This is a genomic window from Xanthomonas hortorum (assembly GCF_024339125.1).
Lineage (GTDB): Bacteria > Pseudomonadota > Gammaproteobacteria > Xanthomonadales > Xanthomonadaceae > Xanthomonas > Xanthomonas hortorum.
In genome coordinates, this window is sequence record NZ_CP101417.1 from 4,150,617 (window position 1) to 4,176,511 (window position 25,895).

Annotated in this window: 24 protein-coding genes and 2 pseudogenes; 10 read left to right on the forward strand and 16 right to left on the reverse strand. The window is 59.0% G+C overall.

Translation table 11 applies throughout. The annotated features are described in order from the left end of the window. Nucleotides 1-52: 52 nt before the first annotated feature. The 6 genes from NMB96_RS17815 (at nucleotide 53) to NMB96_RS17840 (ending at nucleotide 5,398) form a co-directional block, all read left to right on the forward strand. Complete coding sequence (locus NMB96_RS17815) at nucleotides 53-547, forward strand: JAB domain-containing protein (RefSeq protein WP_011269702.1); 495 nt, start codon at nucleotides 53-55, stop codon at nucleotides 545-547. Nucleotides 548-707: 160 nt separating this feature from the next. Next, the gene (locus NMB96_RS17820) at nucleotides 708-1,154 is read left to right on the forward strand and encodes a TIGR03757 family integrating conjugative element protein (protein ID WP_255085356.1); all 447 of its coding nucleotides are present in this window, start codon (nucleotides 708-710) and stop codon (nucleotides 1,152-1,154) included. After that, entirely contained in the window at nucleotides 1,151-2,116 is a 966-nt protein-coding gene (locus tag NMB96_RS17825; protein ID WP_168952372.1) for a TIGR03756 family integrating conjugative element protein, read from the forward strand. Before NMB96_RS17820 ends, NMB96_RS17825 begins: the two co-directional genes overlap by 4 nt. 10 nt (nucleotides 2,117-2,126) lie before the next feature. Next, nucleotides 2,127-3,521, forward strand: coding sequence for an integrating conjugative element protein (locus NMB96_RS17830; protein ID WP_011269699.1), 1,395 nt, complete (start codon nucleotides 2,127-2,129; stop codon nucleotides 3,519-3,521). Then, nucleotides 3,518-3,865, forward strand: coding sequence for a hypothetical protein (locus NMB96_RS17835; RefSeq protein ID WP_011269698.1), 348 nt, complete (start codon nucleotides 3,518-3,520; stop codon nucleotides 3,863-3,865). The genes NMB96_RS17830 and NMB96_RS17835 overlap by 4 nt, the downstream gene beginning before the upstream one ends. Nucleotides 3,866-3,880: 15 nt before the next feature. Further along, nucleotides 3,881-5,398, forward strand: coding sequence for a conjugal transfer protein TraG N-terminal domain-containing protein (locus tag NMB96_RS17840; protein WP_046833643.1), 1,518 nt, complete (start codon nucleotides 3,881-3,883; stop codon nucleotides 5,396-5,398). A 266-nt stretch (nucleotides 5,399-5,664) separates the two neighbouring features. Here NMB96_RS17840 and NMB96_RS17845 read toward each other — a convergent pair whose 3' ends face one another. Genes NMB96_RS17845 through NMB96_RS17865 form a run of 5 tightly spaced genes read right to left on the reverse strand, consistent with a single transcriptional unit; the run spans nucleotide 5,665 to nucleotide 9,625 of the window. After that, on the reverse strand, nucleotides 5,665-6,567 hold the full coding sequence (locus NMB96_RS17845; protein ID WP_218974180.1) for a DMT family transporter: 903 nt from the start codon (nucleotides 6,565-6,567) through the stop codon (nucleotides 5,665-5,667). Then, nucleotides 6,564-7,475, reverse strand: coding sequence for a phosphoserine phosphatase SerB (gene serB, locus NMB96_RS17850; RefSeq protein ID WP_081025316.1), 912 nt, complete (start codon nucleotides 7,473-7,475; stop codon nucleotides 6,564-6,566). The genes NMB96_RS17845 and serB overlap by 4 nt, the downstream gene beginning before the upstream one ends. Before the next feature lie 55 nt (nucleotides 7,476-7,530). Then, nucleotides 7,531-8,346, reverse strand: a complete 816-nt coding sequence (locus tag NMB96_RS17855; protein ID WP_039588099.1) for a 2OG-Fe(II)-dependent halogenase WelO5 family protein — start codon at nucleotides 8,344-8,346, stop codon at nucleotides 7,531-7,533. A gap of 35 nt (nucleotides 8,347-8,381) precedes the next feature. Beyond that, nucleotides 8,382-9,134 carry an SDR family oxidoreductase gene (locus tag NMB96_RS17860; protein ID WP_024420815.1) on the reverse strand — a complete coding sequence of 251 codons (753 nt, stop codon included), beginning with the start codon at nucleotides 9,132-9,134 and terminating at the stop codon, nucleotides 8,382-8,384. Next, entirely contained in the window at nucleotides 9,131-9,625 is a 495-nt protein-coding gene (locus tag NMB96_RS17865; RefSeq protein ID WP_255085357.1) for a hypothetical protein, read from the reverse strand. The genes NMB96_RS17860 and NMB96_RS17865 overlap by 4 nt, the downstream gene beginning before the upstream one ends. A gap of 145 nt (nucleotides 9,626-9,770) precedes the next feature. Here NMB96_RS17865 and NMB96_RS17870 point away from each other — a divergent pair, with 145 nt between their 5' ends. Continuing rightward, complete coding sequence (locus NMB96_RS17870; RefSeq protein WP_183086593.1) at nucleotides 9,771-10,751, forward strand: IS5 family transposase; 981 nt, start codon at nucleotides 9,771-9,773, stop codon at nucleotides 10,749-10,751. A gap of 178 nt (nucleotides 10,752-10,929) precedes the next feature. Here NMB96_RS17870 and NMB96_RS17875 read toward each other — a convergent pair. Further along, nucleotides 10,930-14,562 (reverse strand): annotated as a pseudogene (locus NMB96_RS17875) (AMP-binding protein); the annotation flags it as partial. A 228-nt stretch (nucleotides 14,563-14,790) separates the two neighbouring features. Here NMB96_RS17875 and NMB96_RS17880 point away from each other — a divergent pair. Further along, nucleotides 14,791-15,537: an SDR family oxidoreductase gene (locus NMB96_RS17880; protein WP_039433051.1), complete on the forward strand. Its 747-nt coding sequence runs from the start codon at nucleotides 14,791-14,793 to the stop codon at nucleotides 15,535-15,537. Here the strand turns inward: NMB96_RS17880 and NMB96_RS17885 are convergent. Then, complete coding sequence (locus tag NMB96_RS17885; protein WP_057417709.1) at nucleotides 15,495-16,493, reverse strand: LysR substrate-binding domain-containing protein; 999 nt, start codon at nucleotides 16,491-16,493, stop codon at nucleotides 15,495-15,497. The two genes, NMB96_RS17880 and NMB96_RS17885, sit on opposite strands and share 43 nt — an antisense overlap. A gap of 288 nt (nucleotides 16,494-16,781) precedes the next feature. Between NMB96_RS17885 and NMB96_RS17890 the strand changes: the two are divergent. After that, nucleotides 16,782-17,347: pseudogene (locus NMB96_RS17890) on the forward strand (conjugal transfer protein TraG N-terminal domain-containing protein); the annotation flags it as partial. Here NMB96_RS17890 and NMB96_RS17895 read toward each other — a convergent pair. From NMB96_RS17895 to NMB96_RS17905, 3 genes are all read right to left on the reverse strand, one after another. Beyond that, entirely contained in the window at nucleotides 17,317-17,694 is a 378-nt protein-coding gene (locus NMB96_RS17895; protein WP_039588074.1) for a DUF3742 family protein, read from the reverse strand. The pseudogene NMB96_RS17890 and the gene NMB96_RS17895 sit on opposite strands and share 31 nt — an antisense overlap. An 85-nt stretch (nucleotides 17,695-17,779) precedes the next feature. Continuing rightward, nucleotides 17,780-18,412 (reverse strand): RES family NAD+ phosphorylase, encoded by a 633-nt coding sequence (locus NMB96_RS17900; RefSeq protein ID WP_033836533.1) that lies wholly within the window; start codon nucleotides 18,410-18,412, stop codon nucleotides 17,780-17,782. Nucleotides 18,413-18,424: 12 nt separating this feature from the next. After that, nucleotides 18,425-19,051, reverse strand: coding sequence for a hypothetical protein (locus tag NMB96_RS17905; protein WP_011269694.1), 627 nt, complete (start codon nucleotides 19,049-19,051; stop codon nucleotides 18,425-18,427). 315 nt (nucleotides 19,052-19,366) lie between these two features. Here NMB96_RS17905 and mobH point away from each other — a divergent pair, with 315 nt between their 5' ends. Next, nucleotides 19,367-21,295 (forward strand): MobH family relaxase, encoded by a 1,929-nt coding sequence (gene mobH, locus NMB96_RS17910; RefSeq protein WP_011269693.1) that lies wholly within the window; start codon nucleotides 19,367-19,369, stop codon nucleotides 21,293-21,295. 71 nt (nucleotides 21,296-21,366) lie between these two features. Here the strand turns inward: mobH and NMB96_RS17915 are convergent, their stop codons facing one another. The 6 genes from NMB96_RS17915 to NMB96_RS17940 all read right to left on the reverse strand — a co-directional run bounded on the left by NMB96_RS17915 (nucleotide 21,367) and on the right by NMB96_RS17940 (nucleotide 25,883). Beyond that, entirely contained in the window at nucleotides 21,367-21,888 is a 522-nt protein-coding gene (locus NMB96_RS17915) for a DUF4189 domain-containing protein (RefSeq protein ID WP_053054025.1), read from the reverse strand. Between the two features lie 206 nt (nucleotides 21,889-22,094). Continuing rightward, a complete protein-coding gene (locus NMB96_RS17920; RefSeq protein ID WP_180313557.1) occupies nucleotides 22,095-23,477 on the reverse strand; it encodes a Tle-like phospholipase domain-containing protein in 1,383 nt (460 codons plus the stop codon). Beyond that, the gene (locus NMB96_RS17925; protein WP_046833647.1) at nucleotides 23,474-24,133 is read right to left on the reverse strand and encodes a hypothetical protein; all 660 of its coding nucleotides are present in this window, start codon (nucleotides 24,131-24,133) and stop codon (nucleotides 23,474-23,476) included. The genes NMB96_RS17920 and NMB96_RS17925 overlap by 4 nt, the downstream gene beginning before the upstream one ends. Beyond that, nucleotides 24,130-24,660, reverse strand: coding sequence for a hypothetical protein (locus tag NMB96_RS17930; RefSeq protein ID WP_046833648.1), 531 nt, complete (start codon nucleotides 24,658-24,660; stop codon nucleotides 24,130-24,132). The genes NMB96_RS17925 and NMB96_RS17930 overlap by 4 nt, the downstream gene beginning before the upstream one ends. Nucleotides 24,661-24,869: 209 nt before the next feature. Beyond that, the gene (locus tag NMB96_RS17935; protein ID WP_180334230.1) at nucleotides 24,870-25,145 is read right to left on the reverse strand and encodes a hypothetical protein; all 276 of its coding nucleotides are present in this window, start codon (nucleotides 25,143-25,145) and stop codon (nucleotides 24,870-24,872) included. 207 nt (nucleotides 25,146-25,352) lie between these two features. After that, nucleotides 25,353-25,883, reverse strand: coding sequence for a DUF4189 domain-containing protein (locus tag NMB96_RS17940; protein WP_180334232.1), 531 nt, complete (start codon nucleotides 25,881-25,883; stop codon nucleotides 25,353-25,355). Nucleotides 25,884-25,895: the final 12 nt, after the last annotated feature.

Here is a 25,895-nt window from a genome sequence, read left to right on the forward strand (position 1 = left end):
GGCTTGCCCTTCAGGGGCGTGCGCCCTCCTATCTCACATCTGGAGGTTCGTCATGCCTTTCGCCGTTAATAACTCCTGCGTGGAGTCACTTCCTTTCGTCGCTGCGCAGCACGAGGACCGGATCATCCAGCAAGCCATCGCGCTGCTGGAACAGCGTGTTTTCAAAGCCGGCCCGCGTCTCGACTGGCCAGCAGACGTTCGGGACTACCTGCGTCTGAAGCTGGTCGACGAGCCCAACGAAGTATTCGTCGTTGTGTTCATGGACAATCTGCACCAAGTGCTGGCCTGTGAACCGATGTTCAGAGGCACGATCAATTCGGCCACGGTTCACGCGCGTGTCATCGTGCAGCGTGCATTGGCGCTGAACGCTGCCGCCGTCATTCTTTCGCACCAGCATCCCTCGGGGGCCACTGAACCGTCGAACGCTGATCGCACGCTAACCCACCAACTGGAAGCTGCGCTGGCGCTCATCGATGTTCGGGTACTGGACCACATCATCATCGGCAAGGGAACTCCATTTTCCTTCGCTGAGCGCGGCCTGCTGTAGCCCATCTTTTTCATTGATCATTGCGGGGGCTTCGGCCCCCGTTTTTTCTTTGCAGCGAGATAATCTGGTATGTGGGGTGCCCGCGATGCGCTTTGTTTGTGCGTGTCGCATCGGGTTCGGCGTTTGACTATCGCCCTGATCAACTTCCGGGGCACGCGACATGCCAGCATCTTTTCTCAGGTTCGCGCCAGGCTTGCGAGCCCTTGGATTAGCCGTCGTGCTGCCTGCGTCCTTGGTGGCATTCAGCCCGGCCACACTGGCTACCGATGTGCTGGTCATCACCGACAGCCGTCATCCGGTCAGGACCATGCGCGGCGAGCGGCTGATCGAGCTGGACGAAGCGCCGCGGATCGAAGCTGAGCTTTCTGCGGCACTGCCCGCCGATCCCGATCAGGCAACAGCCATCGCCAGGCGCCGGTTGAACCAAGGCGGTGCCGACCTTCAGCACCGCATCGCTTCCGCATACCAAGGCGTCACCGACGCATGGAGCTTGGGCATCACCAGCATCCCGGCCGTCGTGGTGGACCGGCGCTATGTGGTCTATGGCGAGCCTGACGTGGCGCGTGCCATCGCGCGAATCGAACAGCATCGGAGGACACAGCCGTGATCCGCCTATTCGACCCGTTGCGCCGCCTGCGTGTCGCGGTGGCCTCGCTGCTGCTGGTCAGCGCCACAGCGAGCTACGCATTGAATACCGCAACCATCGTCGGTTCAGTGGCATCGCCAGATTGCCTGGAGTACCGGGTGGTGGGCATCTGCTACTGGCTCTACTGCACTGTAAGCGGCTGCACGGTGCGCACGTCCGTCAAAGTGCGCCACTACATTCCCGATGCGGTCGTCTCCAGCTACAACAACACTGGCGAAAATCCTTGGACCGATGTGCGTGCGATGAGCGCCTCCAACGCGACAGCTCGCGCGGGTGGTGACGGCATCACTAACGACGACCACGAGAACAATCTCGCACGATTCAAGAACGCCGATGTCATCGGCCATCCCGGCGGCGAGGTGTTCAACCAGTTCGCGTCGTCTTCGGGCTATTTCTGCGAGGGCGCTGGCATGGCGTTCATGCCGTATCTGCTCAGCACCCTGGACACACTGGCCTGGCGCTACAACGTGCCCGAGATGGCTTACCCGGAGGCGCTGACCCCGGGCATTCGCGAGATCGGCGCGCGCTCGACGTCGAACCTCTGGGGCAACGTCTATCCGCGCGGCGGCTTCCTGCACCAGACGGACGACCACAAGGCTGGTGCCGTGGTGGCCCAACGCGCGGGGGATGTGGTCACGCGCCGCGGGCAGGTCCATGTCTATCAGCCGCTGCTGGCAAACTCGCGGCCCGGCTACTGGCCTGCCGGCGCGCTGATGGAGGGTAATGCCTCGACCGGCAAGTGGCAGGAACTCACGCCCGCGCTGTCCTCGTCCTGCACGGTCTTCCCGCGCGGCGGCTCCCTGATTCAAGCCACTCAAACCACTCAAGCCCAGCAAGGCGACTACGCCTGGGCGCTGTGGCGGCCCTATGTGTGCTGCGAACGCCGGGGCCAGGTGTTCCTCGGCAGCGTCGATTTCGATTGAGGATACGGCGATGAAGCGTCCTGAACTGATGAATCTCTCTACCAAGGCACGCCGCCTGCTGCGCACCACGGCGCTGGCCGGCGCGCTTGCCCTGGGCTGCGGCCTCGCATGGGCGCAGAACGGCTTCCAGGCCAGCGGCCCCGTCATCGGCGATGAGGTCATGTATTCGATTGGTGGTGGCAGCGCGGTGTCCATGGGCCGCGCGGCAGGCATGCGTTCGATCGGAGTCGGTGCGGGCTGGAACAGCAACCTGATCTGCGGCGACATGAACATCCAGACCACGCTGAAGAACCAGCTCAACGGTGTCACGAACGGCTTTCAGCAGATCATGAGCAACGTGATCCAGAGTGCTACCAGCGCCGTGGCATCCCTGCCTGCGCTGATCATCCAGCGCGCCGATCCAGGCTTGTACAACCTGCTCACAAATGGCGTGCTGCAGGCGCGGCTGGACTTCGACCGCTCGAAGCTGACGTGCCGCGCCATGGCCGAGAAGATGGCCGAGACGGCCGGCGGCCAGCTTGGCTGGAGCCAGATGGCACAAGGCATGGCGCTGCGCGATGCGGTGTCTAGCACGGATGCCGTGTCGGCGATCGAGCAAGCGGAAACCAAGCGCGGCAATGACGGCGTGCCCTGGGTGGGCGGCAGCAATGCCGGTGGCGCGGGCCAGCCGGCCATCCGAGTGGTCGGCGATGTCACTCGGGCGGGCTACAACCTGGTCAATGGCCGCAGCGTGACCGACACGTCATCCATCGCCCAAGCGAGTTGCGCAAGCCTGTCCTGCCAGACCTGGACCTCGCCGCAACAGGCGGTCGAATGGGCGACGCGGGTCCTGGGCGAGAAAGAGCAGCGCATCTGCGATGCCTGCACCAAGACCGAGACAGTGCCCGGTGTGGGGCTCACGCCGCTGATCCAGGAGGAGTACGAGGCGAAGTTGGAAGCCTTGCAGGAGCTGATCTCGGGGACGCGCAACACGACGTTCGAGAACCTGCGCGTGGCTGGCAGCACCTCGCTGCCCATCACGCGCGGCGTCATCGAGGCGCTACGCGACGAGCCCGATCAAGACCTGCTGGCGCGGCGGCTGGCGTCCGAGGTGGCGCTGTCGTCCGTGCTGGAGAAAGCTCTGCTGCTCCAGCGGACCCTGCTGACGGGCAAGAAGGAGCCCAACGTCGCCGCCAATGAACTCGCGGTGGAGGCCGTGAACCACGAGAGCGACACGCTCGACCGCGAGATCCAGAACCTGAAGACCGAGCTGGAACTGCGCCGCGAGCTGGCCAACAACTCGCCGATGGCCATCATCCAGCGCCACGGCACGCGTGCGGCGGGTTCGCGTGGCATCTACGAGGGTGATCCGGTGCCTGACCGTCTCGACCAGTTGCAGAAGGGCAATCCGGGAGTCCGGCCATGAGCATGACTGGGCTGCGGCCGCGCTGGCTGTTCAGCAGGCGCGCGGCGAAGGCGCTGATGTGGACGGTGGTGATCATTGCCGCTGCCGTGGGCACCAACATTGCTGGCATCTACATGGTCGGCAGCGTTACCGGTTGGGAGCGCTGGCTGGCGGCCGCGGAAGGCTATTTCCTGGTGTGGAGGCTCTGCCTGTACGGGACGACGGCCTATGGATGGATCTGGATGCGCCGCCGGCTGCTGGCGCGCGAGGCCGATGCGCAGGCGCGACGCCGCTTGGGGCGCAGTGAGATCGCCGGCGTCCTCGCCATCGTGGCGCTGGAAACCAGTCTGCTGATACAGGGCTAAGGGGAGAGTCAGGCAATGACGCTTTTCACCACCGACTACCTGGAGTACTACCTCACCCTTGTCTCCTGGATCGTCAATAACGGCATCTGGGCCGTGTTGGTATCCAGCGGGGTATTTGCGCTGCCCTTTGTGGCGATCATCGTGCAGGAATGGCTCAAGGCCCGCACGGAAGGTGCCGACGAAGGCAACAAGGGCGTGCTCTCGGCTGCGCGCATCGAGAACCGAGTGTTCGTCGCCATCGTGGTAGTGATGTTTGCTGGCATCCCTTTCATCGACGTCGACCTCAACACCATCCAGTACGACAGCTCACGCTCCGCGCAGTGCCAGGTCAGCGTGCCGCAGCCGGCCGACACAGGTTGGTCGCAGTCCTTCTCGACCCTCAACAATCAAAGCGCAAAGTTGCCGGTGTGGTGGGCCTTCATCCACGCGCTCTCGCGCGCTGTCACGGGCGCTTCTGTCGCGGCAATCCCCTGCGGCACCGACCTGCGGCAGATGCGGATGGAGATTGACGCCACGCGCATCGACGATCCAATGCTGGCCCAGGAAGTGGCGGATTTCAGCCACGATTGCTACGGGCCGGCCCGTGCCAAGCTGTTCATGCAGCGCCCGCAACTTGATGAAGACCAGATGCACGATGTCACCTGGATCGGCTCGCGCTTCTTGACGGACACGGCCGGCTACTACGACAGCTATCGCTCCAGCACGCCGCGCGAGGACTGGCCCTACGACAGCAACCGAGATGCAGGGCTTGCGCAGGTGTCCAGCGGCGGCGGATACCCGAACTGTCGGCAATGGTGGGCCGATGGCAGCAACGGCCTGCGGGCACGGCTGCTGGGCCAGGTGGACCCAAACCTGCTCACGCGGCTGGCGGGCTGGGCTGGGTTCCTGAGCCGCGCCGACGTGGATGATTCGGTGATTCGCGCGATCGCCTCGCCGCGTCAGCAGAAACTCAACCAAGGCTCGGTCTATACAGACTACGGTGGCCAGATCGACAAAACCTTGCCGAACATCGTGACGCGCGCGGCAGGTGACGTGGGAATGGCCGTTGGGGGACTGGCAGCATTCCCCGCAATGGACGTGGTGCGCCAGGCCCTGCCCATGGTGCTCGCGCTCCTCAAGATGGCGTTGGTGATTTGCATTCCTCTGGTATTGGTCGTGGGCACCTACGACCTCAAGATGGTCGTCACGGTCAGCGTCGTGCAGTTCGCGCTGTTCTTCGTCGATTTTTGGCTCCAGTTGGCCCGCTGGATCGACAGCACCATCCTTGATGCGCTCTATGGATGGGGCTGGGGATGGAACCGGCCGCACAATAACTTCGATCCGATGGTCGGATTGAACAATGCCTTCGGCGACATGCTTCTGAACTTCGTCACCGGGACGATGTTCTTGGTCCTGCCGACTTTTTGGGTCGCAGCGTTGGGGTGGGTCGGGATCAAGGCCGGGGTGATCGCTCAGAACCTTGCCGTAGGCTCCAAGGAAGCTCGTGATAGCGCAGGGGTGGGTGTAAACAAGGTAGCTGGCAAAGTGCTGTGACTGATAGGCCAAACCTCAGTCATCGAGGCGTCATCCCAACACATCCCTGATCGACATGCGTCGTGAGGGCAAGCTTTTGCCCATTGCATTGAGTAATGGGCGCAAAATGGAAGACCTGATAAAGGGAGAGCCAATGGGACATTTACAGCCTAGCTGTGCTTAGCATTGGCAAGCACATCTTCATAGAGGAATTCAAGGCCGATTTGTTCTTCGGTGTGTAAGCGTCGTCTCAGCACCCTCTGTTTTTATTGATGGCTTTGTGATCATCAGGCCCGTTCCTGGGGCTGCACATCCGTTGGCTTAGTGCACAGCCGCACGCCAGCCGCTGCTAGCACCACGCCGGCCCAAGCCAGCGCTGGCATCGGTTCATTCAGCAGTACGAGAGCGAAAAGCGCGGCGCAGGGAGGCACCAAAAAAAACACCGCTGATACTTTAGCCGCCTCGTTGCGCCGGATCATCAACATCAGCAGCGCCACAGCCAGCAGCGAGTTGCATAACGCCAGATAACCGAGCGCCCCGAGCAGCGGCCAAGTCCAAACGAGGTGCGTGGTTTCCAGGCTCAGCACCAATGGCACTACCACCACAAGGCCAAACACATACTGAACGGTCAACGACACCAGCACCGGCTGCGGCTCCAGGGTTTTCTCCAGGAGCACGGCGCCACAAAGACCCAGCAACGACAGCCACGCCAAGCCCATGCCCAACGCGGTGAAGCGCTCCACTTGCGACTTGCTCAGGATGACCACCGCTGCGCCAGCGAACCCCAACAACATGCCCATCCATTGAGGACGAGCCAGCGGTGTACGCAGCAGCGGCGAGGCCACACCGACCAGCACCGGCTGCATCGATACGATCAGCGCCAAAAGGCCTGCGGAAATTCCCGCACTTATCGCCAGGTAAGTCCCGGCAAAGTAAACGCACTGCATGAGCATGCCGATGGCGATAAGGCCAAGCCATTGCCGGCCTTTAGGCAAGGGGGGCTTTTGCAGGAACACCAGCGGCAACAGCACCAGTACCACCAGCACATAGCGCAACCATAGAAACAATAATGGACTGCTGTAGTTCAGTCCCACTTTGACAATGGAAAACCCGGACGACCACAGCAGCAAGAACACTAAGCAGATCAGCAGATCCGCACGCTTGCGTAACGCCTTCAGGCATTTCCTCACTCAACACCCTCATTATGCAGGCTGTGAGGGAACGCCTCACTGCCAATCTGCTCGCTACACGCCAAGGCATGGATTATGCCGTCGAGCCCAGTGTGGTCCAGCACGATATCGCACGCCGGCAGCAGCGCTGCCTGTGGCCGAAAACCTACAAACAGGCCGCAGAACCTGGCCATTTCCAGATCGTTGGCACCATCCCCCACGGCAATTACCTGCTGCGGCGAAAAGCCGTTGCGCTTGCAAAGACTGGCCAGGATGTCAGCTTTGCCCTGGGCGTCGATCACCTCGCCGAGTAGCGTGCCGGTAAGGGTCTCATGGGCGATCTCCAACTCATGTGCAAACGCCTCGTCAATTCCCAGTGCCTGGCGAAGCGGCTGCGCAACCAACTGAAAGCCGCCGCTGACGATAGCGCTGCGAAGGCCGGCCGCTGCCGCTGCGTGGATCAACTCGCGTGCACCAGGAGCGAGCGGGCAGGAATGTTCTATCAATTCGTGTACATCGCTTAACGCCGTTCCGCGCAGCAGGCCGATTCGATAGCGCATGCTGGCGGCGTAGTCGTGCCCAGGATCCGTAATCGCCTGGAGGGTGAGTGCGCTGACTTGCTGCCCTACCCCGGCAAGGTTGGCCAGTTCCACCATGGTTTCGCTCTCGATGAGGGTGGAATCCATGTCGCAAGCTAACAGGCGAAAGCGCCTCAAGGTCAGGCCCCCCGGTACCACCGCAAAGTCGATTTCGTGCTGGCGCAACGCGAAGAAAAGATCCCCGCGTCCCCCCTCATGGCGGTCAAGCCAAGGAGTGAACAGAAACCCGGGGCCAACACGTGGCCCCGCGAAACCGACCTCTTTCATCCATCGCACAAGGCCACTACGTGATTGCAGATCTGAGCCAAACAAGATCAGGTATCGTTTCATAAGTGTCGCCGAGGTGACGCGCGCGGTGTAGCGGCGCCCTGCCGTTGCTGAAAACTCAGCTCCAATAAGTCAACGGTCGATCACTGCCATAGCAACCGATAAACGCTGCCATGCCAATACGATAACTCTCATCGCTGGGCGTAACGGCGTGCAGCATGCGCGAGCTAAAAATGATCAAATCGCCAGCATCGGGATGGATCACCAGCGGAGCTTGCTCGACCTCATCTGGCAGCAGGCCTTCAACGTCGCGGATTTTAACCATTTCCTCGGGGGTCGGGTCGCGCAACCAGAGTTGCAGGTCGCCGCCCTGCTTGGGGGTGCGTAAGTACATATTAGCGACCATCTGCTCTTCAATACCGGCCAGTTCAGGCGCATCCGACTCTTCGATGATGGTGTCGTTATGCGGATAAAAGCGCGATGAGGAAGGCCTGAATACCCGGATGGCTCCCACAAAGCAGCTATGTCCGTGCAAGCGCTGAATGTTTGCACCGCCCGGCCAGAACTCCTGCAATTGCAGGCGAATTTTGTCGGCCGGCGTCAGATGCGGAGCAAACAGCGTGCGTAGGTCCTGAATGTTTTCCACTGCTTCATCGTGATACTTGCGCGCTGCCAACGGATCCCATTCCGAGTCGATATGAGGTGTACAGATGCGTCCCACGCTGCTGGTGTACTTTTTGTTGTAGTGGCCCAGTTTCGGGTGGTCGATACACCGGGACGCTGCCCGATCAGCAACGTCTACCGGGTAATAGCCCTTGACATGAATGGCACCGATCTCGCGCATCGACAGTTCGAGAAGCGTGTCGGTCGTTAATTCCGTGGCGACGATGGCCGGAGCGATTTCTCTTCTTGCCGGTTTTACTTGTACGTTCATGCCTTTAGTCCTCATTGGGAAAAAAATACGTAGGATCAAACCCGCTGGCGGGTGGGACGCAGACGGATGTCATCGATATGCACGTGGGGCGGCTGATCAAGCACGAAACGGATGGAGCGGGCTACATCCTCAGCGCTCAGGAACGGGCCGAGGTCACGTTCCAGCGTGTCGAAGGCGTTCATGTCGTAACCTGCGGACTGCTGGAACCCGCTGCGCACGAAACCAGGCTCAATCAGAGTGACGCGGATCAGGCTGCTGGCCAGTTCCTGGCGCAGCGACTCCACCAGAGAATGCAGGGCGAACTTGGTGGCCCCATAGACGGGGTTGCCCGCGGACAACGTGCGGCCAACGGTGGAGCCGATCACGACGATGTCCTGCACCGTATCGCTGCTGCGCTCGCGCTCGCTGAACGCTTTGGCCACGGCGCGTAATTGCTGCATCGCGCCAAGCACATTGATAGCAATCAGCTCCTCCCATTGCGCCTGGTCCGAGGTGAGCAGCGAGCCGGGCAAGCCCCTACCTGCGCAGAGCACAAAGGCACTCGGCGGCTCGCCGAAGTTGTGTTCACTCGCGCGCCACAGTTGCTCCACGTGGGTGACATCGCGTACGTCTGCCGCTACGCCGATGATGCCTCCGGGCTGCTGGGAAGCCGCGCAGATCTGCTCCAGGCTGTCCTGATTACGCCCGCTGATGGCCACCTGAATACCTGATTGCGCGAGGTTTTGCGCTATCGCTCGGCCGATGCCAGAGGTGCCGCCTGATACCGCGACTGTCATGTGGTTAGTCATGTCCTGCTGTACTCCTTGCGTTGAACACTTGCATTAAATGCTGCCGGCTGCGCCTGACGGAATAGGCCCAGATCGCTCAGGCGCTTCACGAACCTCAATACCCAGTCGTGCGACAGCTCAGTGAATTCCACTCCGTGGGCTGACAGCCGTGACAGCGTTCGGGAATGGTCGTAGATAATGTTGCGGGGCTCTCGCGATGCCCAAAACAAGCCGAGCGCGACCGGCGCCAAAGCGGTTTTCCCGGACCGTTCCAGCGCCTCCTTGAGGCTGCCTGCAACGGTGCGTGCCACGGGAATACCCAGCTTTTGAAGCGCGTCTACGAATAGGCCGGGCGATATCGATAAGGGTGACTCGACGTGATAGGTGCCGCTGGGAAGGCTGCTGTCCAGCGAGAGCACCACGATGCCACGGGCAACGGTATCGACCGGACTAAGCACTAAAGGCTCGTTGTAGTTGACCGGTACCATTCCCGCATGGGCGATCGCATTCACGCACTGCACCCAGCGGTTGGCATCGGCATTGCGCTGGAACAGAGCAGTTTGTGAATGCCCTGTCACATTCCCGGAGCGATAGGGAACCTCTGAACAACGCACCACAGATACGCGACACTACCCGCCTGATGTTGAGGAGTGATCCATGCAACTGACGTTCGGTGACGCTGAGGGCCTGGGCAAGCGCAAGCAGACCCGGCGCGAGATCTTTCTGGCCGAGATGGAGCAGGTGGTTCCGTGGCAGCAACTGCTCGGTCTGATCGCGCCGCACTATCCGGTATCGGGCCGGCCAGGTCGGCAGCCGTACGCACTGGCGACGATGTTGCGGATTCATCTGCTGCAGCAGTGGTATGCGCTGAGCGATCCGGCGATGGAAGAAGCACTGCACGAGATCCCGACCTTGCGGCGGTTTGCCCAGCTCGGTGGCTTGGACAACGTTCCGGACGAGACCACGATTCTCAACTTTCGGCGCCTGCTGGAGACCCATGGCCTTGCCGCGCGGATGCTGGAAGCGGTCAACGCGCATCTGGCGCGCAAGGGCCAGAGCCTGCGGTCGGGCACGATCGTCGATGCGACGCTGATCGCGGCGCCCAGTTCGACCAAGAATGCCGACAACGCGCGCGACCCTGAGATGCATCAGACCAAGAAGGGCAATCAGTGGTATTTCGGGATGAAGGCGCACATCGGCGTGGATGAATTTTCCGGGTTGGTGCACCACGTCCATTGCACAGCCGCCAACGTCGCCGATGTCACGGTGATGCACACGTTGCTGCATGGCAAAGAAGACAGCGTGTTCGGCGATAGCGGCTACACCGGTGCGGACAAACGCGAAGAACTGCAGGCCTGCAAGGCTGCATTCTTCATCGCCGCCAGGCCCTCGACGATGCAAGCCCTCGGCAACAAACGCGAGCGTGCTCGGGAAAGACGTTGGGAACACTTCAAGGCCAGCGTGCGCGCGAAGGTGGAGCATCCATTCCGGGTGATCAAGCGCCAGTTCGGCTACACCAAGGTCCGCTATCGCGGCCTGGCCAAGAACACCGCGCAGGTGCTGACCTTGTTTGCGCTATCGAACCTGTGGATGAAGCGAAAGCAGTTACTGCCGACGATGGGGAACGTGCGCCTGTAACCCGGGCAACACCCTGCAAACGCGCCGGAAACGGCAAAAAAATCGAGGATCTGAGCGCCGTCAGCCTGGTCGATGTGGTTAGGCTCATCCTCCGATGCCGTTGATCAGACCATCCATAGATGAACGCGCTGTGCCCGCGATAGGCCAGTTCCCGAACAATGCCTTCGGTCAAGAATTTGCTGCGCTCGTACTCATTCAGAAAGTCTTGACCGACATCGAGGGCATCTTCATCGAATCGCGCCGCCAGCTTGCCTCGGTAACAACCGCCCACGGCCAACGTAGACATAAAATGTAGCACCTTGCTCTTGCCGGCCTCCACAAAGCGGATGAGCTCATAGGCGGGTGCAACGATGCTGCGTTGCATGTCCACGCGGCTGCCCACCAGGCGCGTGTCGGCTGCAAAGTGATAGACCGCGTCCACAGTGGAGGCCAAATGGTCCCAATCGATCTGCGCCAAACCGAGACGAGGCTGACGCATGTCACCAACAATCACTCGCACGCGCTCGATAGCAGAGAGCGGCTGGCTGTGACCGAAGAAGTGTGCCCAGACTTCCGTAAGCCGCTGCTGGGCATCCGCTTGCGAAGGAGCCCGCACCAGACAGTGCACGGTCGCGCAACTCTGCTCGAGCAGCTCGCGCAGTATGTGCACCCCAATGAAGCCGGTGGCGCCGGTCAACAAAATAGTGCCGGGCGCATTGACGGGCGTATCGGTCGCAAAGCCTGTGGTTGCTGGCAACGCCTGCGCGGGAATGTTCCATAAAGCGCCGCTGGAGCTGCTTGAACTCAGATAAATGCCGGCTGGCTGGGCGTCCGCCCCGAGCAGCGCATGCCGCAACCCCTGCGCGAACGCCTGCATTTGGGCGGGACTGCTCATCCGTGCATTGAAGTTCAAGTCCAGGATCAACTGTTCTTCCAGCAGCCTGCCGGTCAGCTTGAACTGATTCACGCGATGGTTATCGCGCCCGCGCACCCCTTGGTAGGCCACGGCAGCAGGACGCAGTTGCAGATCGTCGCGCAGGCCCAACCGGGCTCTGCCCAGATAGTTGAAGCAATGACGGGTGGCGGTGGACGGCAACCCGGACAAGGCATAGGAATGACCTAGGTTGGGAACCTGTGCCAAGGCTCGACCGACCACCAGCGCCGGTGCGTGTAGCAGATCGCTTGCTGGCACCGCGACTGGAAAGGCTGCAGTAAACCAGCCAACCGTGCGTGATACATCCACCTCGTCGCTCAGGCTGAGCCGCCCATGGCTTTCCACTGTGACGTTGAGAACCGGCTCCGGCCAATGAAGGCTGGCCAATTGCAGGTAGGTGCCCAGTAAGTATTGGTCGATCGAAATGCCCGCTGCGGCTGCACGTTCAATAATGTGTGCGGTTTCGCTACGGCTGAACGAAACCCAAGCGGTGTGTGCATCCGCTTCTGTACCCGCCTCGAAGGCTTGCGGCTGCGTGACGGACAGGCGCTGATGCCACCAGCCTGCATCTGCGGCCCACTGAGCCTGGTGCTCGTGCAAATGCCGTGTCCAATTGGCGTAGCTCAACGAGCGAAGCGGACACGCCTGGCCATCGTTGACATAACGCACCGTCAGCTCATCCAGGATCAAACTCCAGGACACTACATCGACCGCCAAGTGATGTGCCACAAGTAGCAGGTACTGCTTACCCCCTGCACGAATCAGTTCTACAAAAAACAGCGTACCTGCGCTGACATTCAACTTCTGTTCGAGGGCGGCATAGCGCTGATTCAGCAGTGCAGCGAGGTCGTCCACGGCTGCATCTGCTTCCCAGCAGGAAAACACATGTTCGTAAGCCGGCACAGCCTCGAACACCCAGGCGTGTTCAATGCTGTCATAGCAAAAGCGAGATCGCAGCAGTTCATGTGCTTGAAGCGTTTGCAGGCAGGCACGCTGCAGCCGGTCTGCATAGAGCCGCACGCCGGCTTCGACCAGCATGGACTGGCTCCACCGATTCGGTTCGCGAAAGTCCTGCTGCAGGAACCATTCTTGTGCCGGGCCGGCCTTGCAGGGGTTGGTCTCACGCTCGCTCCCAGTGTCGTCGGTCGTTTGCTGCGTGGCGCAGCGTAATTGGTCCAACAGCCCGTTGAGGGTCGGGTTGCCCAGAAACGCGCGGGCGGTGACATCGAACCCCTCGAGTTGTAACTCAGAGATCAGCCGCACGGCATCCAGAGAGTCACCGCCTAAATCGAAGAAATCGCTCGTAGCATCCACGGTCATCGCCCGGCAGTGGCGCTGAAAAATCCCCCTCACCTTGTCAGACGGGTTATCGCCAACGGGCTGGGCTTGGGCTGCGTCCGCCAGCGCCGCCGTGAAGCTGGCGAGTAACTGGTGTTCTACCGCGACGATGTCGAGTTTACCGTTGGCGTTCATCGGCAACTTTGCCAAGTGATCGAAGCGAAACGGCACCATATATCCGGGCAGGGTCTTGGAAAGTTCGCTACGCAATTGCGCGGCACTTTGGTGCACGCCTTCGTAGGCACACAGCAGGTAATCGCGCTCATCGTAGCGGTGATGAACCACCACAGCGCGCGCGTCCAGAATGCGTTGCAGGACCACTTCGACATGGCCCAGCTCGACCCGATAACCATTGACCTTGACTTGCCGATCTGCCCGGCCAACAAATTGCAACTGGCCCTGGGCGTCCAATCGCACTTGGTCTCCGGAGCGGTAGAATCGGCGACCGTCAAGCTCGACGAAGCGTCCGGCATCCAAGTCTGAGCGCTTCCAGTAACCAAGTGCCACCTGCGGCCCACCGATAAATAGTTCGCCAACTTCCCCAGGCGCACAGTGAACGCCTTCACGGTTGTAAATGCGGATCTCTGTTTCACCCAGAGGCCGCCCCATGGGCACACTGCCCTTGAGACTATCGAGCCAGGCACCCGGCTCCACGGCTTGAACACTGATACCGATGGTGGCCTCAGTCGGGCCATAGTGATTAAAAAGTTGGGTTACCGCGCCACTGGCCAACGTGGCCCGCGCAAGCGCCGCGCTCAGCGGTTCTCCCCCGAGCAACAACCAGCCCAATTCCGGGCGCCGGGTTGTACCGCCCCCGGCTTGCTCAAGCACTGTGCGCCAATGGGTAGGCGTGATTTTCAGCATATCGATGTTGCGCTCGCTCAATAGCCGGCACAACGCTTGCGGGTCTTTGCGTTCGGCGTCGTCTGCCACATAGAGGCTGCCACCGGTCCACAGCGCCAAAAACAGCCCGGTATTGCCCAAGTCCGCCGCCAGCGTGCTCACGTGGGCATAACGCAGCCCATCGCGGATTCCCAACACCTGAGTAATACCGCGGCAATAATGCGCAATGTTGTCATGGGATACCGCGACGCCCTTAGGGGTACCGGTGGAACCCGAGGTGTACAGCACGTAGGCGGCAGCGTCTGCGGTACAAGGCAGCGTGATGGAGGGTACAGGGGCCTGGCTTGCGCTAAAGTGATAACGCACAACGTTGTCACACTCCAGGCCATAGCCTCCGGTCGCAATAACGAGGTCGGCTCCAATCTGCGCCAGCCGGGCGGTGGCCTCCTCCTGCTGGTCAGCCACCTCGATTATCGTGTAGGTCGCGCCGCTGAACATGACAGCCACCAACCCAATCACGATCTCCAGGTTTCTGGGCCCGACCACGGCCACCAGTTTGCCGTGCCCTGCCCCGCACTCGACCAGTCTATGGGCCAATGCCCTAGCCTCAAGGCCCAGTACTTCCCAACTAATCTGCCGGTAAGCATCACACAAGGCGACTTGCTCAGGCGTGCGGTTTATCCAATTGGCTAACTTAGTAATTAGTAGTCCCGACATATTTATTCCCTGTAATAATACTTCCCCATTGATCTAATAACGGGGCGCGGAAGCAACTACGCAACGAACTGGCAACAAAGGCTAGGCAGGGCCGAGGCGATCGTCCAATACTGATGAAGTATGTTTTTATAGAACCGGCATATACTGTATGCGACCTATTGACAGCCAGAACAAATCGCTTATATATGTGGAAGTTAATTAACTTACCTACAGTAGAAGAGGTCTTTTATGGCAGAACTTGCAGTGGTGACTGGTGGCAGTCGCGGTATCGGCGCTGCCATTGCCTTGAAGCTTGGGGGGCTCGGTTATCACGTGGTCCTGACATACACCCGGGACGCCACCGCCGCCGAGCGAGTCATCCAAACCATCGTTGCGGCAGGCGGTAAGGCGCAGGCAATGCAACTGGACATCGCCTGCGAACAACAGGTACTTACCCTGTTCAATATGCTGGATCAACAGGGCGAGCAGTTGACGCTGCTGGTCAACAACGCTGGAATCACTGAAGGCTTTTGCCGGCTCGAAGCGCTGACCTTCGAACAGTTGCAGCGGGTTTTCCAGGTGAATGTGTTTGGCGCGTTCCTGTGTGCACGTGAAGCCGTCCGGCGCATGGGCTATTCCCGAGGCGGGCATGGGGGGTCAATCATCAACGTTTCTTCGCGTGCTGCACAGTTGGGTGGCGGCGGCGAGTGGATCCATTACGCCGCCACCAAGGGCGCGATCGATAGCCTCACCCATGGCTTGGCTAAAGAAGTAGCCGGCGATGGTATTCGAGTCAACGCCGTGGCGCCGGGGCTCATTGAGACAGACCTGCACGCCGCCGCCGGCAAGCCCGACCGGGCGGCCACCCTGGCGACGGCGGTGCCCATGGAGAGGGCCGGTCAACCCGAAGAGGTTGCAGACTGCGTTGCCTGGCTTGCCTCATCTGCAGCAACTTACGTAACCGGCGCTATTGTTCCCGTTGCTGGGGGGCGTTGAGCCTGCAGCCATGTACCGGCCAGGTCGAGCATCGGTAACAAATTGTGTACCGCAGCCGTGCAGTTTTCGGTTAGCCAGGCGGCGCTCATTGGCGAGCGCAGTAGATCCCCCTCAATGGGCAAGAACACAATGCCTTGGCGCTGCTCGGCGCCCACACTCTGAGGCACGAATGTCAACCCCACTCCGGCTCGCGTAAGCCCCAGGGCCGCTTGCAGGTTCTCGATCGGCTGCACGATGTGCACCCTGACCGACGCTGCGTCGAGCGTGTTCAGGATCAGATCGGTCAGGCTGGGAAGAGGATAACGGGGGTAGAGCACGACTTTTTCGCCGTGCAGGTCCGTCACGCTGATGCGCTCGCGCCCGGCCAGTCGGTGCCATGCCGGGACGGCCGCGACCAAAGGTTCGTTCAACAGCAGTTTTTGATGGATCGCCGGGTTCTCGTTAATAGGGGGGCGGGCGAAGCCTATGTCGATGCTGCGCGTCAGGAGCGCAGGGGATATCTCGGCGGCAAGCATTTCTTTGAATGCCAACTCCACCCCCGGACAGCATTGCTGAAACAGACCCAGCACTTCGGGTAAACCGTTGTACATGGCCGAGCCCGCGAACCCTATCACCAGACGCCCACTGCGCCCTTCGGCGATGCCCTTTACGTCGCGAATGCTGTTATGGATATCCGCCAGAATGGAATTGACCCTGAGCAGAAACTGCTCCCCCGCTTCGGTCAGACGGATGGGCCGAGTGTCGCGCTCAAGCAGTTTCACATTCAGCTCATCTTCGAGTTGTTTGATCTGCTGACTCAACGGTGGCTGGGCCATATGCAGCTTTTCGGCTGCACGGGTAAAACTCAACTCTTCTGCGACCGCCTTGAAATATCGTAAATGGCGAATTTCCAGTCGATGTTCAGAGATAGGCAGGGTTGACACGGCTTTGAGGGAATGACGACTAGGCTCTGACATATAAAAACATCCTTTTTATTAGTGCTTAATTCATATTTTTTAGCAATTATAAATTCCACCTCATTATTACCATACGCAACAATCCATATCGGAGTGCTTGCCTAAAAGTAGACAACTTGCCTCCCTGCGACCACGTCATTCGGACACTCGGCAGTCGTTACGTCTGCGCGATAGTCCAGCGTGGTCTCGCAAACCCGGTTTCTTCCTGATCGTAGGTCATGCAAACACGCCTCTTGAACTCTATGTCCTTGAGCTACGCAGCACTGAATCCCTCCGGGGCTATTCATCTTGCCGAACATCGTGACGCGCGCGGCAGACGACATGGGAATGGCCGTTGGAAACTCGCAATATTCCCGGCCATGCACGTAGCGCGCCTGGCCCTACCCATGGTGCTCGTGCTGCTCAAGATGGCGTTGGTGATTGCATTTCGCTGGTATTGGTCGTCGGCACCTACGACCTCAAGACAGTCGTCACCGTCAGCGTGGCGCAGTTCGGGTTGTTCCTCTTGGATTTCTAGTTCCAGTTGGCCCGTTGGATCGACAGCACAATCTTGGACGCGCTCTACGATGGGGCTGGAACCGGCCACACAACAATTTCAATCCGATGATTGGCTTGAACAACGCATTCGGCGACATGCTGCTGAACTTCGTCACGGGAAGATGTTCTTGATCCTACCGACCTTTGGGTCGCGCCCTTGGGGTGGCCGAGTCAAGGTTGGAGTGATAGCGCAGAACCTTGCCGTCGGCTTCAAGGAAGCGCGTGATACCGCCGGGGCAGGTGTAAACAAGGTAGCCGGAAGGCGCTGTGACGGGCCAGCCAAACCTCAGCCATCAAACGGGTCGTTCGGGTCGTGAGGGTCGATCCTTTGACCGGAAGACGAATACAGTCCGAAGCCCGCCTCCCCATTGCGCAGTTCGTCCTGTTGTGCCCAGCGGTCGTCCCTTCTAGCCAAACTACCTGCCATCCATGCCGCCGCAACTCCCGACAGCAGCAAAACCGCCAGCCAGGAAGCAACGTAGAGCAGAAGTCCCAGCACAGCTAGCTTGACCACCCACAACGCCAACGCGGCACCAACGACAGGCACGCCTTTAGAGGCGAGCCAGCTCGCCAACCTTCGCTCGCCGCGCGCATAGGCGCGCCATCCACGGCCAACGCTGCGGCCGAGACGTTCTGCGGTACTGATGCGGGTTGTCGTGTTCATGATCGTCTCCTGCTACACGAGGAATTCCTATTCCAGTCTGGTCCAATTCACTCTGCTTGGGGCATCAATGTACTCTTTTGCTGCTTTAGGACGCTTCGTCATCCGGTTCCACCGGCCCAGGGTCGGGCTCCACACCGATGCGATAGGTAGCAACGAAACCCGGCCAGTCCACGTGGTCAACCAGGTCGATGTCCTTGATGACCCTGACTTTCGCTTCCGCACGCTCGAACAGGGCAATGCTCTTGGCGGGATAGTTGTTGCGCGACGGATAGAGTACCCCGTCGAACAGCGGCAGGCCGTCGTCGCCGAGCATCGCATGCACCTGGGTGGACACCTGCTGTGTGTGCGTGTAGTCGCGGCTGGCCAATTGCTCCAGGTTCAAGCCGAAGTAGCCCGCCATGACGCCCGGTGCCGTGAGATCGGCTAGGCGCAAGTCGCACAAAACGCCCACGGCGCGCACCATCCGACCCTGGACTTCTTGCAGCGCGATCGAGCGCGTGGTGTCCGCAAGCCACTGGTGCTTGTGAAACACCGATTCCATCAGCGCCGTAGGTAGGTCGGGCCCCAGGTAGAGCACGCCGTAGGCCCCCGTCGGGTCGTCGTAGCGGTTGGTGCTGCTGCGGCCATAGTGCAGCGGACTGCCTCGATAGACGACGCGGCTCACATGCTGGAGCAGTTCACCCGCATCGATCAGGAACGACGGCAGCTCACGACTCATGGCAGTTTCACCTCAATGCACCTGAACGCCCAGCACGTTGAACACGGCCTCGCTCACCTTGTCGATCGAGTCTGGCGTCACCGCATCTACCGGCGAACGCCCGCCCAAGCCTTCGAGCGGTTCGGAAAGCGCACCGTAAATCGTCCAGTTGTCGATGCCCTCGACCTCCTGGAGGACGGCTTGGGTCAACTGCTGTTTCACCGGGTCGAGTTGCCAGTCGGGCAGCTTCTGGCCGCGCGGCCCCACGTTCAGTGCCAGCAACCGACGGGCGAGGATGTCCTTGTAGATCTGCTGACGCGACTTGTCCGCCAACTTGGCGAATTCGGGGATCGGCAGGTTATGCGGCTGGTTAAAGGTTTTCAGCAACGCGGTGCGGCCACGCTGGACTTCGGTTTCATTCGGTGCCCAGCGCGTCTCGGCGCGCAGCGCGGCCGCCTTGCGTGCCAAGGTCTGCTCCATCGTCTCCATTTCCAGGCGGGCGGGAAGCTCCACCGCCTCTACACGCTCGTGGACGAACGCCTGCAGCTCGGCCGCGAAAGCCCCGGCATCTCGGATATCAACAATGGCGGCGAAGCGACGCACATCCTCCACCGTGACGCGCGGCAAACGGTCGGCAATTAACTCAGTGGAATTGGACATGATCATCTCCCAGGCAGGTTTAAGACAGGAATCACCCTAGTCTCCCCTGTCGTCTTTGTCAACTTTGTCGCCTGATAAAACCCTCTTGGCTGAAACGGCGTCCGCGCAGCATAGGCAGAGCTAGCACAGAGGGTCGCCGCCCAATCCACACAAGCGGATTCCACATTGACGCTGGAACCGCAATCTGAGCCTCGCTATACCGAAACGGCTAAAGACCAAAGGGCAGAAATGGCAAGGGAATGGGGTGCAAGGGGAAAGGCCCTACCCCGAAAAGGCTAAAAGGCCTCCCGCACGGCCCGCTATCAGGACACCTACATGCTCTCCCTGTTCCAGCGAAAAAGGGCTTCGGTCGCTGCCGCTGCGTCGCCAGGACCCACCACCGACCTCCCGAAAGGGCTGACGCGGCCGGAGACGGCCGCGTCCTTGCTCGCCACCCCACGCCGTCAGAAGCTGCTGGAACACATTTGGCAGCGCACGTCGCTGTCTCGCCAGCAGTTCGACACGCTGTACCGCACGCCCTTGGAGCGCTACGCCGCGCTTGTGCAGCAATTTTCCGCCTCAGAGAGCCACCACCATGCCTACCACGGCGGCATGCTCGACCATGGTCTTGAAATCGTTGCCTACGCGCTCAAGCTGCGGCAGTCCTATCTGCTGCCCGCTGGCGCAACACCCGAAGACCAGGCCGCACAAGCCGAAGCCTGGACCGCCGCCACCGCCTACGCCGCCCTGCTTCACGACATCGGCAAGATCGCTGTTGATCTGCATGTCGAGCAGGCCGACGGCAGTGTCTGGCACCCCTGGCATGGCCAGCTGAAGCAACCCTACCGATTCCGCTATCGAGAGGATCGCGAGTACCGCCTGCACAGTGCAGCTACCGGCCTGCTGTACCACCAGGTGATCGATCGCTTCATCCTTGACTGGCTCAGCGGCTTCCCATCGCTGTGGGCGGCGCTGCTGTACATCATGGCAGGACAGTACGAGCATGCCGGGGTGCTCGGGGAACTGGTGATCAAGGCTGACCGTGCGTCCGTCGCCCAAGAACTGGGAGGCGATCCGGCAAAGGCGATGGCCGCACCGAAGCATGCTCTGCAGCGCAAGCTGCTTGACGGCCTGCGCTATCTGCTCAAGGAAGAGTTGAAACTAAATCAGCCCCAGGCGTCCGATGGCTGGCTGACGCACGATGCGCTCTGGCTCGTCAGCAAGACCGTCTCGGACAAGTTGCGTGCCCACCTGTTATCGCAAGGCATAGACGGCATCCCAGCGAACAACTCAGCTGTGTTCAACGTTCTTCAAGAGCACAGCATGCTCCAGCCCGCACCGGACGGCAAAGCGATCTGGCGCGCAACGGTGACCAGCTCAAGCGGCTGGTCACATGCCTTTACGTTACTGCGGCTCTCGCCGGCCCTGATCTGGGAGGCTGGTGAGCGGCCGGCCGCCTACGCGGGGACGGTGCTTGTTGAAGCAGCCCAAGGTGCCGAGACAACCGGCGAGAGTGCGCCGGACTTGCTTGACTCGGCCATGCAGGACACCGCCGATGATCGAGCCAATCCGCCGTTGGAATCGAAGCCTTCGTTGAGCACACAACCCGTAGCGAAAAACGCGCCGGACATGATGGATGAACTGCTGGCAATGATTGGGGCACCAGATCCGCCGAAGGCCGATGACCAAGGAAGTTCATCGTCTCAGCCAATGCCTGAAGCTCCCGGAAAGCCACACCAGGTGAGCGAGTCCGTCCCAGCGAAAAAAAATCCAATGTCGACCAGTACCCAACCATCCAGGGACGAGTCGAATGGCACCTCAACTCAAATGTCAGCTGATCATTTTGTGACATGGCTGCAGCAGGCGATTGCATCGCGCCGACTCGTCATCAACGACGCTAAGGCGCTGGTGCATATCGTGGCGGATGCCGTCTATCTGGTAAGCCCAGGTGTGTTTCAGCGCTATGCGCAAGAACATCCTCAAATCGCTGACTATGCCAAGCGTGAGGAGATGGCAGATTGGCAGTGGGCGCAAAAGAGATTTGAGAAATTGCATCTACACCGTAAGCAAGCCAATGGCCTGAACATCTGGACGTGCGAAGTAACCGGACCTCGCAAATCGCGCCGGCTTCACGGCTACCTGCTTGAGCGTTGGCAGGGTGTATTTGGCGAGCTTCCGCCAAACAACCCTTACCTAAAACTTCGGGAAGTTGCCTCAGAAGCCACGATAGAAGCGGATGATCATCCGCGCGCAACGCATAACTGAGTCAGATAAGGGCAGGCCTCAAAAATATTTGAAATTTGATCGGTGCATGCCCAAAAATAAGATACATGTAATTAATACCTCTGAAAGATTGGCTCGGAGCACGCAGTGTAAATAACTCGACATTCCCCGTTGTTCTCTGATGAGCAAATGTCTCTGACCTCGCGCTGAATATCCTCAGCTGAAGCTCCCGTTCTGAAATGCAAGCTTCCTGCTGAAGAACGTCCATCTTTATAAGGCTCTGCAACTGCAGCACACTGGTTTTCATATGCCGCCCAATCTTTACAGTTCTTTCCTCCCGCCTTGATGCACCCAGCTATCGCATCTCGCTGAGCTTCGCGCTTAGAAAGTTTCCCTACTGAAACGCCTAAAGCTCCCACATCAGATTTATCAAGCGACACAGCCCCCCAAGTTTTGATCCATTTTCCTAGCGGCCGAGGTGCTGGTGCAGTCTCTTGAGAGCTTCCTTGGGGAATAGGCGCACATGCGATAGCTCCCTGCCCACCAATTTGATACTGCCCTGGCGGACAGCCTTGAGCCCAAGCAATTACAGGAAGATATAAAATTGGAAAAGCCAAAAGAACACAAAGCCTCATAGATGCATTACCCAAATATAAATTAATTCATCTGAAGTACATCGGTTTCATTAACACACAAACGTCAGTCTCGTCCATATCTGCAGTAACGCTACTGATAAAGTGATGGTGGTTACCCAATCTGATGAGCTTGAAGCCGAAAACGGCGAACACGCGGCTACCCTGTTTCATTACGACTGACGTGATAGCGCTCTATTAAATGATCTTTACAGCGCCCGCATCGGCGACTGCTGAGCGATGTCCGGCTGGGACCGCTGAGCATCCAAGGCCTGTGACTGGCGGATGCTTTCCTGCAGTGGAGGCACGGTCTCGGACAGATCCACCTTGACCCGGAAGCCCGGTGTCTGGCCAACGATCCAAACCGCGTCCTGATGCGAGGTCACGCTTTGCAACTGATCGACACGCAGGATACCCACGCGTTTGGCCTCGACAGTGGCGTGCATCGCTTCGGCTGGAGAGGTGCCGGCGGGGAGTTTGCTGTGGATGGCTTGGTAAAGCGGATCGTTGGGAACCGATGCAGATGCAGGCTCGTCGAACCGACCACGCGGTGCTGCCGGAGCACCCACTTCGCCGCCAGATGGGCCCAAAGGCATCTTCCAGCCTAGCGGGACATATGTCGGCGCATGCTCGCTCTGCATGCGCTGCTGTACCTCCTCCCAGCGTGCCGCTGCCATGTCCGCGCGCCCTGCGCCGGGTGCGAGCGTGCCGCGCAACTGATCGATGCCATCGGCCATGGTCATTGCCTGCATGCTACGTGTACCGAGCGTGGCACCGAGGCGCATCGACGCTATGTCGTCGCGGTACTTGTCGATCATCGGTGAGTACTTTTGCGCCAACTGCTGCGCTTTAGGGTCTTCCAATACCGAGCGATCTGGATTGCCGTTGCCGTCCACTGGGAGGAAGTTGTGGATGCGGTGCGAATCGCCCAGGGGGATGGCAACAAACGGATTGCGCGCATCCAGCACACTGGCGGTATTGGCGTAACCAGCCTGTTCCAGGGTGGCAACCTCATGTGGTGTGGCATACACCTTCACCTGGCCATAGTGCTTGCTGGCAGCGCTGACGGCATCGCCGGCCATCACGTGGTTGATCACGTCGGTGCCGCCTTCTGGAATCCGCCGATCCAGGCTGACCGCGCCGTAGGCGTTGAAGGTCTCGCCCCTGAGCCCGAAGTGGTGGGCGGTGACCTGGGCCAGGTTGCCACCGAGGGAATGGCCGGTGACAAAGACGTCGGGTTTGTGCCCGTCACGCTTGCCTAGTCGCTCAGCTGTCTCCATTGCATGGCGGGTCAATTCAATTGCATCGTCTGACTGGTTGTTGTGACGTGCTGCAACCATCCCGCCATCCGCGGACACACCATCCTGCTGGAGTTGCCGCTCAAACTCGGTGCCGCGATGGGCTACAACAAGTTCGCCTGTGTCGACCCTCCTGTAGATCATGCCCTGATAGCCAGAAGGCCTATCAACGTATTCAAGCCGCTTGTATGGAGCACCACCGATATCTACCGTTCGACTATTTTCACCAGTTTCGCGTGGCTCGTCATAAACATCGCTCGCCAAAGCAGCATATTGTTGCGCAGTCAGAGTCATGGCGTTTCCTTAGTGGAAAGCAGGGTCACTTTGAACAACTGGTTGCGCAAACTTTCCTTGAACTGAGTGGGGTCCGAATGGCCAGAGTCGGGATAGTTATCCATTTCATCTTTCGGATATCCACCAGACCAGAAATATGTCACCACCGGCTCGCCACTAAGCAATTTATCTTTATAAATCCCTGGCTGAAATCGTGTTTCTTCATGCTTGCCGGTAGCTCTTAACGAAACATCTGCGCTAGTTAGCTCCCATCGGCAGACGCCCTTGCCGTAGTAGTCCGAATCCACCATTCCATCTGCGTAGATCGTCGCCACATATGTAGATTCGTTTATTTTCTTAAAATGGATGGGGATTCCATCTTCTTTAGATTTGCTCCAGACACCTGCAATCGGCTCGATTGGCGTGCATTGCTTGTGGTTGGTCATTTCGTAGAACGCAGTCCCCGTCACCCACTCAAACGGACCCGGCGCATCCTCGATTGTCATTGTGATCCGATACGCTTGCGTCGGATGCGGGTTTTTCTGGTAGATCGGGTCGCCGTCAGCCATGGTCTCACCGCTGTCATGTCTTTCAGAGGCAGCATTCATGGGATTGCATCCTGCCAGGAAAAATAGGAAAAACCCGCCGACAATCTTGACTCTCAGATATCCGTTCATGCCGCCATCGTGCGATGGGCAGCATGCTTTGCGGCCGTCACTGAGTCGGTAAGTCGCCGACAGGCACGGTTGATGTTGATGCCATGTATCAGCAAGGCAATGATCATAAGAGCGAACACCACCCCAAACTCTGGGATTTGTCTGATTATCTTCATCACTACGGGGACACACGCCGCTCCCACTGCTAGCAGAAACATCAAACCCGTCATGGCAGTTGCATTAACGATGCCCCGACGCAGCTGTTTCAATTCACAGGTATTTTTCCCGTTTGCTTGCAGCTTTTTCCAAACTTTCAGAGCACCTGCAATGAGACTCAGCAGCATCGACACTACAGCGAAGTGCAATACAGCACAGATGGTGGCCGCATACTGTGCAAGGTCCAGCAGGACTATGAGCGAAGTTCGATAGGCCAGAACAACCAAGCTTGCGGTCAGTAAGGTTGACATCAGCAGGATAGTCCACATGCACTGAACGCCCTTGGGTGACCGGTACCAATGTGCATTTGGGGAGGGAAATACGCTATACATTACATCGCTCCTACGAGCTCTATTTAACTAACGGCGAACGTGATCAGGGGCACGGGATGAACTTTTAGGGATACCAGTTGGAAGTCTTATTGGCCACGCGGCTCTTGCGTATCTAAGCTTCGCTTGATGATGAACCTGGCAGTGCATTCAGGCATGTATCAGAACTTTTCAAAGATTGGATCCGAGCAGTTGGAATAAATAAATCTGCACTAAATATTATTTACAGAGGTACAGTCTTTTTCTGCCTGGGCTGTAACTTTCTCAAGTGCCGCCCCCGCAGTGTGTTTGCCTTGGCTGCACAGGTTTTTACAGACGATTGCAGCATGTGCAATCCGCACTGTCAGCAGCAGGACAACGGCAACGTGCAGCATTGCACCGACAATGGCCACATAGTGCGCAAGCCCGAGCAGGACATTAAACGTCGTGCGATAGGCCAATGCGATCAGGGTGATGGTAAGGGCGAGCATCAAGACAACAACGATCATCAGATTTCGAAGGCTCTCGGCAGACCGATACCAACGTGCCTCATGAGGGAAGAGCGCTCTATCCACTGCATCGCTCCTATGACGTGCGAGTTACCTACTTCGTAGAACCTGAAGTACCCTGGGGCGTGCCATGCCTGTGCGCGATGGGGCAGACCCGCGCAAAGATCTGTGCCGACGCTACATTGAAACAGTATGGGTTGGTGCGTCTCAATGATATTTAAATATTGGTTCCGAGCATGCGCTATAAATTACTTTGCACTGATTTTCCGGATTTCTGCGCTCGCAAGCTGTCTGTGCGGATGCAGATGCCTTTTCAATTGTTTGATCTGCAAAGAATTGTACATTTCCTACCAAGTTGGGTTTACCATTAATCTGTGGTTCCCCAATGGCAATACATTGATTTCGATAAGATAAGCCGATTTTACAATCTTTTTCGCCGTGCTTTGCGCAGCGAGCGAGTGCATCACTCTCCGCTTCCGTTTTTGAAAGCTTTCCGGTAGTCACCCCGAAATTCCGCTCCAAGTCCAGTGATCCCATTGCAACAGCACCCCATGTTTTAATCCACTTGCCAAGAGGGCGAGGTTCCGCCGGCTGCTGAGCATTTCCTTGCGGGATGGGCGCGCATGCTGCTACTCCCTGACCTCCGATGGGATACTGGCCAGGTGGGCAGCCTTGCTCTGCTCTGGCAGTCACCGAGAAAACTAAAGATAAAACGCACACATAGAAAAAAATTCTCATCGCGAGTAAACC